The sequence below is a fragment of the Lysobacter soli genome, assembly GCF_003382285.1.
GTDB classification, from domain to species: Bacteria; Pseudomonadota; Gammaproteobacteria; order Xanthomonadales; family Xanthomonadaceae; genus Lysobacter_J; species Lysobacter_J soli.
This window is the reverse complement of record NZ_QTJR01000001.1, coordinates 306,076-319,588: the sequence shown is the minus strand read 5'-3', so window position 1 is coordinate 319,588 and position 13,513 is coordinate 306,076. Positions and strand designations below refer to the sequence as shown.

The following is a 13,513-nucleotide window of genomic DNA, read 5'->3' as shown; positions in this document are numbered from 1 at the left end:
GACCGGAGCGGGGCAGGGGCCTCGACCGGAACGCATCAGAAACGATAGGAACCCAACGTGGCAAAAATCACCAAGACCTTCCAGTACGGCGATCACCAGGTGACGCTGGAGACCGGCGAAATCGCTCGCCAGGCTAGCGGCGCCGTCATCGTCAAGATGGACGACACCGTCGTGCTGGTGTCTGCCGTCGCCGCCAAGAGCGCGCGCGAAGGGCAGGACTTCTTCCCGCTCACGGTGGACTACCAGGAGAAGTTCTACGCCGGTGGCCGCATCCCGGGTGGCTTCTTCAAGCGCGAAGGCCGGCCGACCGAGAAGGAAACGCTGATCTCGCGTCTCATCGACCGCCCGATCCGCCCGCTGTTCCCCGAGGAATACAAGAACGAAGTCCAGATCATCGCGACGGTGATGTCGCTGAATCCGGAAATCGACGGCGACATTCCGGCGCTGATCGGCGCCTCGGCCGCGCTGGCGCTGGCCGGCACGCCGTTCCAGGGCCCGATCGGTGCCGCGAAGGTCGGTTACAAGAACGGCCAGTACATCCTCAACCCGACCGCCACGCAGCTGGCCGACTCGGACCTTGAGCTGGTCGTCGCGGGTACGTCCAACGCCGTGCTGATGGTCGAATCCGAAGCGAAGATGCTGTCGGAAGACGTGATGCTCGGCGCGGTGATGTTCGGTCACCGCGAGATGCAGAAGGTCATCAACGCCATCAACGAGCTGACCGTGGAAGCCGGCACCAAGCCGTCGACCTGGGTTGCCCCGGCGAAGAACGACGCGCTGATCGCTGCCATCGTCGAATCGGCCGGCGCTTCGCTGAAGCAGGCCTACCAGATCCGCAACAAGGCCGAGCGCCGCGACGCCATCTCTGCCATCCGCAAGGACACCTGGGAACAGCTCTCCGGCCGCGCCGAAGCTTCGGGCTGGACGGCTGGCGAATACGCCAAGGAATTCGGCGATCTCGAATACCGCACCATGCGCGACTCGGTGCTCGACACCAAGATCCGCATCGACGGTCGCGACCTCACCACCGTGCGTCCGATCGAATGCAAGACCGGCGTGCTGCCGCGTACCCACGGCTCGGCGCTGTTCACCCGCGGCGAGACGCAGGCCATCGTGGTCACCACGCTGGGCACCGCGCGCGACGGCCAGATCATCGATGCCGTGTCGGGCGAGTACAAGGAAAACTTCCTGTTCCATTACAACTTCCCGCCGTACTCGGTGGGCGAGACCGGCCGCTTCGGCGCGCCGAAGCGTCGCGAGATCGGCCACGGTCGCCTCGCCAAGCGCGGTGTGCTCGCCACGATGCCGACGCTGGAAGAGTTCCCGTACACGATCCGCGTCGTGTCGGAAATCACCGAATCGAACGGTTCCTCGTCGATGGCCTCGGTCTGCGGTTCCTCGCTCGCGCTGATGGACGCCGGCGTGCCGGTGAAGTCGCCGGTCGCGGGCATCGCGATGGGCCTGGTGAAGGAAGACGATCGCTTCGTCGTGCTGTCGGACATCCTGGGTGACGAAGACCACCTGGGCGACATGGACTTCAAGGTGGCCGGTTCGCAGGAAGGCATCAGCGCCCTGCAGATGGACATCAAGATCCAGGGCATCACCGAAGAGATCATGAAGGTCGCCCTCGCCCAGGCGAAGGAAGGCCGCCTGCACATCCTCGGCGAGATGGCCAAGGCCATCACCGCGCCGCGCAGCGAGCTGAGCGAGTACGCGCCGCGCCTGCTGACGATGAAGATCCACCCGGACAAGATCCGCGAAGTGATCGGCAAGGGCGGTTCGACCATCCAGGCGATCACCAAGGAAACCGGCACGCAGATCGACATCCAGGACGACGGCACCATCGTCATCGCGTCGGTGAATGCCGCCGCTGCGCAGGCCGCCAAGGCGCGCATCGAGCAGATCACCTCCGACGTCGAGCCGGGCCGCATCTACGAAGGCAAGGTCGCCAAGATCATGGACTTCGGTGCGTTCGTGACGATCCTGCCGGGCAAGGACGGCCTGGTGCACGTCTCGCAGATCTCGAGCGAGCGCGTGGAGAAGGTCTCCGACAAGCTGAAGGAAGGCGACACGGTCAAGGTGAAGGTGCTGGAAGTCGACAAGCAGGGCCGCATCCGCCTGTCGATGAAGGCCGTCGAGGAAGGCGAGGGCGTGCCGGCCGAGTAAGCCGGGCGTTCGATCCTTCGGCGATTTCGCCGGACGTACGAAAAAGCGGGCTTCGGCCCGCTTTTTCTTTGCGCGGCTTTCGTGGTGCGGCACGGTGCCGGGCTTGCGATTCCGGATGCGGATCGACGCCTGCTAGGCTGCCCGCATCCAACGGGAGGGAACCGCATGGCGTCGGGATCGCAGGAACTGGAGCGTTTCGTCCACGAAGCGCTGTTGCGTGGGGAGTCGAAGGCATCGATCGCAAAGGCGCTGTCCGACGCAGGGTGGCGCGACGAACAGACGCGCGGCGTCATCGATGCATATGCCGACGTGCCCTTCGCCGTGCCTGTTCCGCGACCGCGTGCGTCGCTGTCGGCGCGCGAGGCGTTCCTGTACCTGGTGATGTTCGCGTCGCTGTACTTCGCGACCTGGCATCTGGGCAGCCTGCTGTTCGACCTGATCAACATCGCCTGGCCCGACGCGGCCGACCCGAACTACGCGTGGCGCAGCTTCGACAGCTCGCTTCGCTGGTCGTGCGCGGCGCTGATCATCGCGTTTCCGGTGTTCGCGTTCGTGTCGTGGTTCGTCGCACGCGACGTCGCGCGCGATCCGATCAAGCGCCTGTCGCCGGTGCGGCGCTGGCTCACCTATCTGACCCTGTTCGTCGCCGCGGCGGTGCTCATCGGCGACCTCACCACGCTCGTGTTCAACCTGCTCGGCGGCGAGCTGACGACGCGTTTCGTGCTGAAGGTGGTCGTGGTCGGCGTGCTCGCCGGGGGCGTCTTCGGCTACTACCTGCAGGACCTGCGACGCGAGGAAGGCGCCGGCCCCGGCCGCATGTGGTCGGGACGGGGCTGGTTGATCGGCGCGGGCGTCGCGGTGCTGGCGGCGCTGGTGGCGGCGTTCTTCGTGATGCGCACGCCGATGGAAGCCCGCCAGGCGCGGCAGGACCAGCGGCGCATCGAGGACCTCACCGCGCTGAAAGCGGAAATCGAGGGCTGGACCCGCAGGACGGGCGAGCTGCCCTCGACGCTGTTCGAGCTGTCGCAGCAGCCCGGCGCGCGGGTGAACCTGGCGGACCCGTTCGATGCGCAGCCGTACGACTACCAGGTCGTCAATGCGCGTCGATACCAGCTGTGCGCGACCTTCGTGACCGACAGCGCCGCCATCGCGGACGCCGCCGTGTACGCGGAACGCCAGTGGCGCCATCCACGTGGCCGCCACTGCTTCGTGCTCACCGTTCCCGAACAGAAGGACGACTGAACCCGAAGTGTCACGAACCTGCCTGCCCGCCCGTCCTGGGAGCAGGCACCGTTCGAGACCTTCCCATGTGCACCGCAGTGAACAGCGATTTCGAAACCCATCGTCCGCGCCTGATGGCGCTGGCCTATCGATTGCTCGGAAGTCGCAGCGACGCCGAGGAGGTCGTGCAGGACGCCTGGTTGCGCTGGCACCAGGCCGATCGCGCGACGATCCGCGACCTGGAAGGCTGGCTGGTGACCACCACCACGCGCCTTGGCATCGATCGCCTGCGCCTGGCGCGCAACGAGCGCGAGGTGTATCCAGGCCCGTGGCTGCCGGAGCCGCTGACCGTCGACGATTCGCCCGGCCCCGAGCAGCAGGCGGACGTGGCGGGGCAGGTGTCGCTGGCGTTCCTCGCGGTGCTGGAAAAGCTCGGGCCCGAAGAGCGTGCTGCGTTCCTGCTGAAGGACGTCTTCGATTACGACTACGCGCAGATCGCCGAACTGCTGGGCCATACCGAAGCCAACTGCCGCCAGATGGTGAGCCGCGCCCGCACACGCGTGCAGCGCGATCGCCCGCGATTCGCCGTCGAGCCCGACACGCACCGTCGCCTGCTGGAGCGCTTCATGCACGCGATGCAGCGCGGCGATCGCGATTCGATCATGGCGTTGCTGGCGGCCGATGCACGCCTCATCTCCGACGGCGGCGGCAAGGTCACGGCGGTGATCCGTCCACTGGAAGGCGCACGGCGCATCGCCGACCTCTACTGGGCCGTTGCGCGCCGCACGACTGGTGCAAAGGAAGTCCGCATCGGCCACGTCAACGGCGAGCCCGCGCTGTTGCGCTTCCACGAAGGAAAGCTGCATTCGATCAGCACGATCGGCATCGACGAGAACGGCCGCATCGTGCAGGTGTTGTCGGTGCTCAATCCCGACAAGCTGCGCGGCCTGATGGCCTGAGATCGCGCGAGCGAACCTCTCCCGGGAACGGGAGAGGTTCCGCGGAGCTGTGACGCTTCACGCTTCCGGCAGCGGCTTGCGCAGGCCGATGTTGAGCACGTTCCAGGCGCGGATCGCCGCGACCGCGAAGGTCAGCTCGGCCACTTCGCGCTCGTCGAACTGCTCGCGGACCTGCTCCAGCGCATCGTGCGGCACCTGTGCCGCGCCGAGGGCGTTGAGCGTTTCGGTCCACGCCAGCGCCGCGCGCTCGCGGGCGTCGAACAGCGGGCTTTCGCGCCAGGCGGCGAGGGTATCGAGCTTGCGCTGGCTTTCGCCGGCCTTGCGCAGCATCGTCGAATGCATGTCCAGGCAGAACACGCAGCCGTTGATCTGCGAGACGCGCAGCGACACCCATTCGACCAGCTTCGCGCCGAGCGGGCCCTTGTGCAGCCCGGTGCTGAGCTGGAGCAGGTGCTGGAAGGCGCTGGGCGCGAGGGCGGTGTAATCGAGTTCGGTGGCAGCGTTCATGTCGTCGTCTCTCATGTTGGCGGCCGCGGTGGCCGCTTCATGTACAAGGACGGACGAGAGGCATGCGCTGTGACAGGCCGACTGGGTTATCCGGGGACGCGCCCGCGACTCACCGTTCCCGCTGCGAAACGCCAACGTGCGGCCACACGACGAGCACGAGCCGCTGCAGAACCGCGAGCGCCAGCGACGCGACCGTTGCGATCGCCACGCCCGCGCTCCACGCGATCCATGCATCGCCGCGCGCGCCGGAAAACACCAGCGCGAGGTTGCCGGCCATCGCAACCGACACCGGCAGCCACGCCATCGCCACCAGCAGCGCGAGGAGCGAAAGCCTGCGCACCAGGCCTCGACGCGCGATCGACGCACCACATGCCGCGATCGCGCACAGCCCGAACGCGGCCAGCGCATTACCGAGCGGCAGGCCGCCCGGGAGCGCTGTTTCGAGATACGGCGCGCCGACGACGAGCGAGCCCAGCGCGAAGGCGGCGAGCGCAAGGAGTGCGGCGATCTTCCAGCCCGAGTGCATGTCGTGGCGGTTCCGATGGCGAACGCCGAGCCTACGCAGCCCGGCTGCGTGCGACAAGGCGCGCGACTCAGCTCGCCATGCGCAGCGTGGTCGTGGTTCCGCGGCCTTCGTCGGACGCGAAGTCCAGTCGCCATCCCAGGTGTTCGCACAGCCGCGAGATGAGATCGAGCCCGATGCCGCCGCCATCGCGTCCGCCACCGCGGGCGACGCGCGCGTAGATCTGCGCGATCTCTTCCGGCGTCATGCCGTGGCCGGGATCTTCGATGATCACCGTAGCCGGTGCTTCAAGCCGGATCGTGATGCGCCCGCGATCGCTGTGCTCGATCGCATTGCGCAGGAGGTTGCCGATGGCGACCTGGACGATGGGCAGCGGCGCGACGATCTCGCACGGCCTCAGCCCGACGATGTCGAGCTGCAGGTCCTTGTCGCGCGTGAGATGGCGATGATCCTCGACGATGCCCGGAATCAGCTCGTCGAGCGCAACGTGGTCGCTGGAGCGGGCCAGCCGCGCCGGGTCTTTCGCCAGCACGAGAAGCAACGACACGAGTTCTTCCACGCCGCGCGCGGTGCGCTGGATGCGCAACAGTTGCCCGCGCGCAGGTTCGGGCAGATGCGGCTGCTGCAGCGCGATCTCGCTGGCGCCCGCGATTACCGCCACAGGTGTTCGCAGTTCGTGGCTCGCGCTGTCGATGAACACGCGTTCCCGCTCCACGAAGCGGTCGTTGCGCTGCAGGTAATCGTTGAGCGCATCGGCGATGACCACCAGTTCGGCACTGGCCGTGTCGGGCGTCTCGATGCGCTGGCCCGCCTGGTCGGGCCGAAGTGCCGCGATCGACTGGGCCATGTCGCGAAGCGGTTTAACGAGCCGGTTGACGCTCCACGCGATCGCGATGCACAGCAGCCCGACCAGCGTGACCGCCGAGCCGATCACCGTCAGGCCCATGTCGAACTCGCGTTCTTCCAGGTCGGTGATATCCAAAGCGAGCGCGAGCGGGCGGCCATCGACTTCGCGCACCAGGGCGACGCGCTCCACGCCGTCGATCATGATCTCGTCGTAGACGCCCGGCGGAACGCCGCGCAGCGGCGGCGGCATGTCTTCCGGAAGGTGGCCATCGTAGAACGCGAGGCTTTCGGTGTTCGTCCAGGGGAAGGTGGGATCGCGCTCGTGAAGTTCGAGCAGGTGATCCATTTCCGAATCGAGCAGCGTCTGCCACACGAGGCTTTCGGCATGCTCGTTCACGATGAAGCCGTGCATGACCACGGCGATGGTCAGCACCACGACGTAGCCGAGCAGACCGAGCAGGATGCGCCGACGAAGTCCGGAACGCTTGGCGCTCACTCGATGGCCTCGCTCGCGATCGTTGCGACATCGCCTGCGACGATGCGATAGCCCACGCGCGGAAGCGTCTGGATCAGCTTCGTCGCGAATGGCCCATCCACGCTGCGGCGCAATTCGTAGATGTGCGAACGGAGCATGTCGCCATCGGGCGGATCATCGCCCCACAGCGCATGTTCCAGGCGGTCGCGCGTGACGGCGGCGGGGCTGGCCTGCATCAGCACTTCGAGCAGCTTGCGGCAGGCGGGGTATAGGTGCAGCGCATGGCCCGCACGCGTGGCTTCCAGCGTGCCCATGTCGAGCTTGAGGTCGCCCACCTGCAGCACTTTGTGGCGGCCGCGGCCGCGTGCGCGGGCGACCAGCGCTTCGAGCCGCACTTCCAGTTCGGGCAGGTGGAAGGGTTTGGTGAGGTAATCGTCGGCCCCGGCGCGAAACCCGGCGATCTTGTCGGGCAGTTCATCGCGCGCGGTGAGCATCAGCACGGGCGTGTCGCGGCCGGCATCGCGCAGCCGGCTGAGCACTTCGCGGCCGTCCATGCGGGGCAACATCCAGTCGAGAACGATGGCGTCGAACTCCGTCGTGATCGCCAGATGCAGGCCGGTCGGTCCGTCGGGCGCGGCGTCCAGCGTGTAGCCGCGCGCGTCGAAATATTCGAACAGGTTGGCGACCAGGTTGTGGTTGTCCTCGACGACCAGCACGCGCATGGCGGTCTCTGCCTCTTCTGGCGGCGCGCACGCGCCTGTGCCCATTGTGCGCCTGCCGGCATCGGAATGCCGTCGGAATTGCGGCCGGATCGCCTCGGCGAAATGCCCGATGAACGCCATTGCGTGGAGGGCGCCGATCCGACCGCATTCCGACACCCGCGTCGCGAGCATGCGCAGCGTTCCGATCACCGAATGCCTTCCGCTCCGTCATGCGCAGTGCGACCTCCACGTCCGTCATCCCGATGCACGCACGTCCCCGAATCCAGAACCTTCCGATGGACGTCCTGCCGCACGGCGGCGTGCGCTTCGCGATCACGCACGTGCTGCTGCCGCTGCTGGGCTTCGCACTGGCGCTGCTGGCGATGCGCTGGTCCGGTGGCGACCAGTGGCTGGCCGATCGCCTCTACGCGTTGCAGGGTGGCGAGTGGGCGCTGCGCGACGCGTTCGTGACGCAGACGCTCATCCACCGGTTCGGGCGCTACGCGGGCATCGCGCTGTGGATCGGCGTGGTGGTGGCGTGGCTCGTCGCGCGACGTCGGGTCGAGTGGGCGCCGCTTCGCGCGCCACTGGCGTACCTCGCCGTCGCCGTCGCGCTTTCGGTGCTGTGCGTGGCGTGGGTGAAGTCCTGGTCGAACATGGACTGCCCGTGGGACCTCACGCGTTACGGCGGGCTGCGGCCCTTCGTCGGCCTGTGGGACGTGCGACCGCTGGGCCTGCAGCGCGGTGCGTGTTTCCCCGCCGGGCACGCGGGCGGTGGCTACGCGTGGCTGTCGCTGTATTTCTTCCTCGGCGCGGTGCGACCGCGCTGGCGATGGGCGGGGTTGACCACCGGCATTGGCCTGGGCCTGCTCTTCGGCATCGCGCAGCAATTGCGCGGCGCGCATTTCGCCTCGCACGACCTCGCCTCGGCGGCGATCTGCTGGACCGTCGCCGTGGCGACGTGGCAGGTGTTCCGGCCGGCCATGGTGCGTTCGCGCCGGCTCGCAGCGGGCACGCGCGCGCAGGGAACGCAGGCATGAGCTCGATCGTTTCGCGTCGCCCGTTCGACGAAGCGCAGCGCCGGTTCCGCCAGCTCCTCGCGATCCGCCCCGAAATGACGGTCGAACGCCTCGCGTTCTACGTCGCCGTCTTCTTCACCGTGTTCTGCAACGCTGCCTTCTTCCGCGCCGTCGGCGGCACGCGCGCGTTCGAGGGCGCGTCGGGATGGGGCGTCGCACTCAGCCTAGTCCTGATGATCGGCGCGCTCAACATGCTGCTGCTGTGCCTGGTGCTCAATCGCTGGACGGTGCGTCCCGTGCTCACGGTGCTGATCCCCGTCACCGCCATGGCCGCGCACTTCATGAGCCGCTACACGGTCTATCTCGACGCGGACATGCTGCGCAACATCCTGCACACCGATGGCAAGGAGTCTGGCGAACTGCTGTCGGTCGGCATGCTGCCGGCGTTCTTGTCGCTGGGCGTGCTGCCCACGCTGATGGTGTGGCGCGTTCGCCTGAAGAAGCGCCCGATGGGCCGTGCGGTGCTTGTTCGGCTGGGCGCCATCGCGCTGTCGCTGCTCGTGGCGGGCGGCGCGATGATGGCCTCGTTCCAGGACCTGTCCGCGCTGATGCGCAACCACAAGGAAATCCGGCACCTCATCACGCCGGGCAATTACATCGTCTCGCTCGTGCGCGTGGCGCAGCACGATGGCGCGCAGCATCGGCCGAAGACGCCCATCGGCGTGAACGCGCACGTCGTCGGTCGCGATCCGAGCGCCAAACCGCGCCTGCTCGTCATCGTCGTGGGCGAAACCGTGCGCGCGCAGAACTGGGGACTCAACGGATACGCACGCCAGACCACGCCGCAGCTGCGTGATATCGGGCCGATCAACTTCACCGACATGACCTCCTGCGGTTCGGCGACGGAAGTCTCGGTGCCGTGCATGTTCTCGCCGTTCGGTCGCGCGCATTACGACGAGGACCGCATTGCGCACACGCAGTCGCTGCTGAACGTGCTCGACCACGCGGGCATCAGCGTGCTGTGGCGCGACAACCAGACCGGTTGCAAGGGCGTGTGCGAAGGCCTGTCGTTCGAGTCGTTCGAACATGCGCGCGATCCGCAGGCGTGCACGGCCGAAGGCTGTCTCGACGAAGTGATGCTGCTCGGGCTTGCGGGTGAGATCGCGCGCCGCCCCGGCGACCAGGTCGTCGTGCTCCACCAGCTCGGCAGCCACGGACCGAGCTATGCGAAGCGCTATCCCGAGCGGCTCCGCCGCTTCACGCCCACGTGCGAGACGGGCGACCTGGGCGACTGCACGCGCGACCAGATCGTCAACGCCTACGACAACTCGGTGCTGGCGACGGACGACTTCCTCGCGCGCACGATCCGTTTCCTCGCCGAGCAGTCCTCGCGCGACACGGCGATGATCTACCTGTCCGACCACGGCGAATCGCTCGGCGAGAACGGCCTGTACCTGCACGGCGTGCCGTACGCGATCGCCCCGGACACGCAGACGCACGTTCCGATGGTGATGTGGTTCTCGCCGGGTTTCGCGGCCGATCGCAAGCTCGACATCGATTGCATGAAACAGGAAAGCCATGCGCCGGCGAGCCAGGACAACCTGTTCCACTCGGTCCTCGGCCTGATGCAGGTGAATACGCCGGAATACGACCGCAAGCTGGACCTGTTCGACCGCTGCATCGCGCCGGCGTAAGTCCGCCGGGCAGCCAGCACTCGCATGAGCCAGCGGGCAAGTGCCGGCGGTGGGCGGCCGCATGGCAGGCGTGCTGCGGTGCACACCGGGCTCATCCTGTCGCTTCGCGCCGGTGGCCCTGCCGGCGCCGGAGCCGGCGATGTCGAAATCCCTTATGTGGACTGCCCTGTTCACACTGGCCACGCTGGCGGCGCCTGTCGCGGCCGCCGAACTGGGCGTGCTCGCGCCCGTGCTCGCGAACGGCCAGCCGCAAACCCGACCGGATCGGGCCGGGCATGCCGCACCGGTCGTCACGCGCGTGACCTCGGGCGCGCTGTACGCGCAGATCCAGCGTGAAGCGAGCGAGGGTTTCCTCGGCACCGTGCTCGCGCTGGACGAGAGCGCGCAACGCATTGCCGGCGCGAAAACCACGACACCGACGTGGCTGTACCTCTCGGCCGAAGACGGCGGCTTCGCGCGACGCGGCTTCTGGCTGGAAGAGGACGGCCGCCAGCGCTTCGTCGACGAACTCTTCGTTGATCTGGTCGTCGATGCCGACATCATCGACGATGGCGGTTTCGAGGAAATCTTCACGCACGAGATGGGGCACGTGTTCCTGCGCCGGCTCATGCCGGGCCTGCCGTACGGCTGGTCGCGCACGCCGCACAGCAGCATGAGCGTGACCGACTACCCGACCGCGTTCGACGAAGGCTTCGCCACGCATTTCCAGAGCCTGGTGCGTCGCCATTCGCGCAATCCGAAACTGGAAGACCTCACGCTGGGCCTGGGCGCCAAGCCTTTCGTGCCGCTCTGGTTGAGCAATCTCGATCGCGCCGGGCGCATCGACGGCGTGCGCCGGAACCTCTTCGTGCAGCAGCAGCTCGTCCCGCCGGGCAACGATGCCGATGCGTGGTCGCGCGCCAACGAAAGCACCGCCTTTGACATGGCGCGGCTGCGCAACGGCCAGCAGATGCTGTCGTCCGAAGGCGTCATCGCCACGCTGTTCCATCGCTGGTTCGTGCCGGGCGAAGGCTCACGCGAAGCGATCGTGTCGCGCTATTCGCCGCTGTTCCGCACGATGGCCGCGGCCACCGCGCGCGGCTGGACGATGAACCCCGACACGCCGATATTCCTGGACCTGGTCGATCGCTACTGCGCCGACGTGCCCGCCGATTGCACGCGCATTCGCAACCTCGTGCTCGACACGACCTACGGCGCGACCGCCGACGCCACGCTGCCGCGCACGACCGAGGCGATGGCCGAACGCGGACGCATCGGCGACATGGCGGGGTTCGTCGCGGGCTTGAAGCAGGCGCGTGCGCAGATGACGCAATTGCAGGCCGCCGTGGCGCAGGATCCAAAGCGGATGCGCGCGATGCTGGGCCCGGACATCTGGCTGCTCGGCCACACGCCGGTGAAGCCGCCGAGCTTGCCGTCGAACGAAGTCGCGGTGAACCTCAATACGGCCGAAGTGGAACAGCTGCGCACGCTGCCCGGCATCGATGCCGCGATGGCAGAACGCGCATTACGCAGTCGGCGCGAGAACGGCGCGTTCGTCGACATCGCGGACTTCGTGAAGCGTAGCGAGCTCGATGCCGCGACATCGTCATCGCTGCAGTCAGCGGCTTCGGCACTGCAGAAGGCGGGGTTGAACGAGCGGCGCTGAACTCCGGCTGCAGTGCAGGCTCACCCGGCCGTATCGCGCTCGAACAGGTCGCTCTGCGCGATCGGCACGTCCTCGCGGTCTATGAACCCCGACAGGCCGACGCCCACCAGCCGATAGCGCGTGTCCGCCGGCAGCGGCACGCGGGCACGCAGGTCGCAGGCGATGCGCGTCAGCTGCTCCAGGCTCGTCGGCCGTTCCACCGGCGTGAGGCTGCGCGTGAGGATGCGGAAGTCGGCGGTCTTCAACTTGAGCACGATGGTGCGCGCAACACGTTCGGGATCGCGCTCGAGTTCGCGTCCGTAACCGTCCCAGGTCTTTTCCGCGAGCCGATGGATGTGGGGCTCCAGCTCGTCCAGCAGCAGGTCGCGCTCGAAGGTGTCTTCGGACGAAATCTGCAGGGTGGGGCGCTCGGGTTCGACCGGGTTGTGGTCGATGCCCAGCGACAATTCGTGCAGCCGGCGACCCCAGCGGCCGAAGCGCAATTCCAGTTCGGCCGCGCCCAGTTCGCGAAGATGCGCCACGGTTTCGATGCCGAGCTCCTGGAGCTTTGCTTCCATCACCTTGCCCACGCCAGGCAATCGGCCGACGGGCAAAGGCGCCAGGAACGCCTCGACCTGATGCGGGCGGACGACGAAGAGCCCGTCGGGCTTGCGCCAGTCGGAGGCGATCTTCGCCAGGAACTTGTTCGGCGCGACGCCGGCGGACGCGGTGAGCTGCGTTTCCTCGCGGATCGCCGCGCGGATCGCCTGCGCGGTGGCGGTCGCGGTCGGCAGGCCCGTCTTGGTCTGGCTGACGTCGAGGTAGGCCTCGTCCAGCGAGAGCGGCTCGATGAGGTCGGTGTGCCGCGCGAAGATCTCGCGCACCTGCCGCGACACGGCCTTGTAGCGCGTGAAATCCGGCGGGACGAACACCGCCTGCGGGCACAGGCGCTCGGCGCGGATCGCCGGCATGGCCGAGCGCACGCCGAAGGTGCGCGCCTCGTAGCTCGCCGCGCACACCACCGAGCGCGCACCGCGCCAGGCGACGACCACCGGCCGCCCGCGCAGGGACGGGTCGTCGCGCTGTTCGACGGACGCGTAGAAGGCGTCCATGTCGACATGGAGGATCTTGCGGGGCGGTGCGGACACGGGCGTGGTGCGGCCGGGCGGCGTTTGTTAGTCAAAATGCTAACAAGTGCGGGCGGCGCGGTCACGTGCCGTGTCCAGCGCATGGCTTACGCCTGAAGTGCCGTCATCCCGGCGAAGACCGGGACCCAGGCTGGCATGGCTTCGGGCCCGCTGCCCGGGTGATCAGGAACTCGGAGACGCTGCGAGCCTGGGTCGCTGCTTTCGCCGGGATGACGGAGGGGAAGTGAGGCAGCTACGCCGCATCCTCATCGCGCGAAAGCACCGCCCGCTTCCCACCGTCGCGCACGCTGCGCACGTGTTCCGACACCTGCCGCTGCATCGCATCGAACGCGTCGCGCACGGCGACGTAGGCGTCCTCGTGCGAATGATCCTTCGTCGGCGTGCGGCCGGATTCGAACGTTGCGCCGGGCATCACCGCATGTACGTGGACGAGGTAGCGGTTGCCGTGCTGGTGGCGGTGTTCGGCATGGCGGACGGCGACATCGCACGACTGCAGGTGCGGTGCGACCTGCCACAGCTTGTGCGCGTGGCGCAGGATGTCCTCGCGCAGTGCATCGGACACGGGCAGGCCTTCGAAGCGGATCGTGACGTCGTGTTGCATGGGGGCTCCGTTACGGTGGACACGCCTCC

At 67.6% G+C, this 13,513-nt stretch carries 12 protein-coding genes; 6 read left to right on the top strand and 6 right to left on the bottom strand.

Annotation, left to right across the window (positions count from 1 at the left end):
• The first annotated feature begins 57 nt into the window (after positions 1 to 57).
• The 3 genes from pnp (at position 58) to DX912_RS01345 (ending at position 4,346) form a co-directional block, all read left to right on the top strand.
• A complete protein-coding gene (gene pnp, locus DX912_RS01355; RefSeq protein ID WP_115840656.1) occupies positions 58 to 2,166 on the top strand; it encodes a polyribonucleotide nucleotidyltransferase in 2,109 nt (702 codons plus the stop codon).
• 165 nt (positions 2,167 to 2,331) lie between these two features.
• Complete coding sequence (locus DX912_RS01350; protein WP_115840655.1) at positions 2,332 to 3,408, top strand: DUF5671 domain-containing protein; 1,077 nt, start codon at positions 2,332 to 2,334, stop codon at positions 3,406 to 3,408.
• A gap of 65 nt (positions 3,409 to 3,473) precedes the next feature.
• Positions 3,474 to 4,346 (top strand): RNA polymerase sigma-70 factor, encoded by an 873-nt coding sequence (locus tag DX912_RS01345; protein ID WP_425477874.1) that lies wholly within the window; start codon positions 3,474 to 3,476, stop codon positions 4,344 to 4,346.
• 57 nt (positions 4,347 to 4,403) lie between these two features.
• Here DX912_RS01345 and DX912_RS01340 read toward each other — a convergent pair whose 3' ends face one another.
• The 4 genes from DX912_RS01340 to DX912_RS01325 all read right to left on the bottom strand — a co-directional run bounded on the left by DX912_RS01340 (position 4,404) and on the right by DX912_RS01325 (position 7,419).
• A complete protein-coding gene (locus DX912_RS01340; protein ID WP_115840654.1) occupies positions 4,404 to 4,853 on the bottom strand; it encodes a carboxymuconolactone decarboxylase family protein in 450 nt (149 codons plus the stop codon).
• A 109-nt stretch (positions 4,854 to 4,962) separates the two neighbouring features.
• On the bottom strand, positions 4,963 to 5,379 hold the full coding sequence (locus DX912_RS01335) for a hypothetical protein (protein WP_115840653.1): 417 nt from the start codon (positions 5,377 to 5,379) through the stop codon (positions 4,963 to 4,965).
• Positions 5,380 to 5,446: 67 nt separating this feature from the next.
• Positions 5,447 to 6,718 (bottom strand): sensor histidine kinase, encoded by a 1,272-nt coding sequence (locus DX912_RS01330; RefSeq protein ID WP_233433435.1) that lies wholly within the window; start codon positions 6,716 to 6,718, stop codon positions 5,447 to 5,449.
• A complete protein-coding gene (locus DX912_RS01325) occupies positions 6,715 to 7,419 on the bottom strand; it encodes a response regulator transcription factor (protein WP_115841012.1) in 705 nt (234 codons plus the stop codon). The genes DX912_RS01330 and DX912_RS01325 overlap by 4 nt, the downstream gene beginning before the upstream one ends.
• Before the next feature lie 275 nt (positions 7,420 to 7,694).
• On the opposite strand from DX912_RS01325, the gene DX912_RS01320 reads away from it, so the two are divergent.
• The 3 genes from DX912_RS01320 (at position 7,695) to DX912_RS01310 (ending at position 11,756) form a co-directional block, all read left to right on the top strand.
• Positions 7,695 to 8,438 (top strand): phosphatase PAP2 family protein, encoded by a 744-nt coding sequence (locus DX912_RS01320; protein ID WP_181902660.1) that lies wholly within the window; start codon positions 7,695 to 7,697, stop codon positions 8,436 to 8,438.
• Positions 8,435 to 10,111 carry a phosphoethanolamine transferase gene (locus DX912_RS01315; protein ID WP_115840651.1) on the top strand — a complete coding sequence of 559 codons (1,677 nt, stop codon included), beginning with the start codon at positions 8,435 to 8,437 and terminating at the stop codon, positions 10,109 to 10,111. Before DX912_RS01320 ends, DX912_RS01315 begins: the two co-directional genes overlap by 4 nt.
• Before the next feature lie 154 nt (positions 10,112 to 10,265).
• Positions 10,266 to 11,756 carry a ComEA family DNA-binding protein gene (locus DX912_RS01310; protein WP_181902659.1) on the top strand — a complete coding sequence of 497 codons (1,491 nt, stop codon included), beginning with the start codon at positions 10,266 to 10,268 and terminating at the stop codon, positions 11,754 to 11,756.
• Between the two features lie 20 nt (positions 11,757 to 11,776).
• Here DX912_RS01310 and dinB read toward each other — a convergent pair whose 3' ends face one another.
• Entirely contained in the window at positions 11,777 to 12,883 is a 1,107-nt protein-coding gene (gene dinB, locus DX912_RS01305; protein WP_115840649.1) for a DNA polymerase IV, read from the bottom strand.
• 232 nt (positions 12,884 to 13,115) lie between these two features.
• Positions 13,116 to 13,484, bottom strand: coding sequence for an HPF/RaiA family ribosome-associated protein (locus DX912_RS01300; protein ID WP_115840648.1), 369 nt, complete (start codon positions 13,482 to 13,484; stop codon positions 13,116 to 13,118).
• Positions 13,485 to 13,513: the final 29 nt, after the last annotated feature.